This is a genomic window from Limnospira sp., from assembly GCF_051859755.1.
Lineage (GTDB): Bacteria > Cyanobacteriota > Cyanobacteriia > Cyanobacteriales > Microcoleaceae > Limnospira > Limnospira fusiformis.
Genome location: NZ_JBIMLI010000397.1, coordinates 1 through 658 on the forward strand (window position 1 = coordinate 1; position 658 = coordinate 658).

Sequence of the window (658 nt, forward strand, 5' to 3'; positions counted from 1 at the left end):
AATATGATGGTTAAACGTGAAACTATTTGGCTAAATGAATATCAAATAATTGAATCACCACCATATAGTAATTTTTATGCGGTATTTGACCCGTTAGAACGGATAAAATGGTTTACCCTTTATTTTTGGAGATTAATGCAATGAATACAATATCAATCTGTCAAAGATTCATAATTATTGAATTAGCTTTGATAATAATTGTGGTCTTGTGTTCAGCGTATGCGATAGTCAAGGAGAATAAAATTATCGAATCAAAACTAGATTTAAACAATCAAAAGTTAGACATATTATTTGAGTTTTTTAAAAAATCGTTAGAACAAATAGCCTGTAAACAACAGTTAGGGGGCAAAAAGCAATCACCCCATCTCCCAATCAACAGAGATGATATTGATGATGATGGTTGGCGTAAGCCCTAACGCCTAACAGCTACCCCAATAACTTAATGACCCCCTATGGTTTCTGACTGTAGGGGGTGTCTATGTATTTTTTGAATACACTCCTGTATTACAGGAGTGTAGAATGTTAAAAAATCATTGAGCCTACCCCGTTACACTCCTGCAGTACAGGAGTGTAAATGATTTATATGAATGCCTACCCTATCATGTCCAGATATTACCCAGAACTAAGTTACCCCCAACAGATAGCTTTACCTACAACC

Annotated in this window: 1 protein-coding gene; it reads left to right on the forward strand. The window is 35.0% G+C overall.

All coding sequences use genetic code 11. The features are described from left to right. The first annotated feature begins 140 nt into the window (after positions 1-140). On the forward strand, positions 141-416 hold the full coding sequence (locus ACTIE0_RS24860; RefSeq protein WP_006670752.1) for a hypothetical protein: 276 nt from the start codon (positions 141-143) through the stop codon (positions 414-416). Positions 417-658 lie beyond the last annotated feature (242 nt).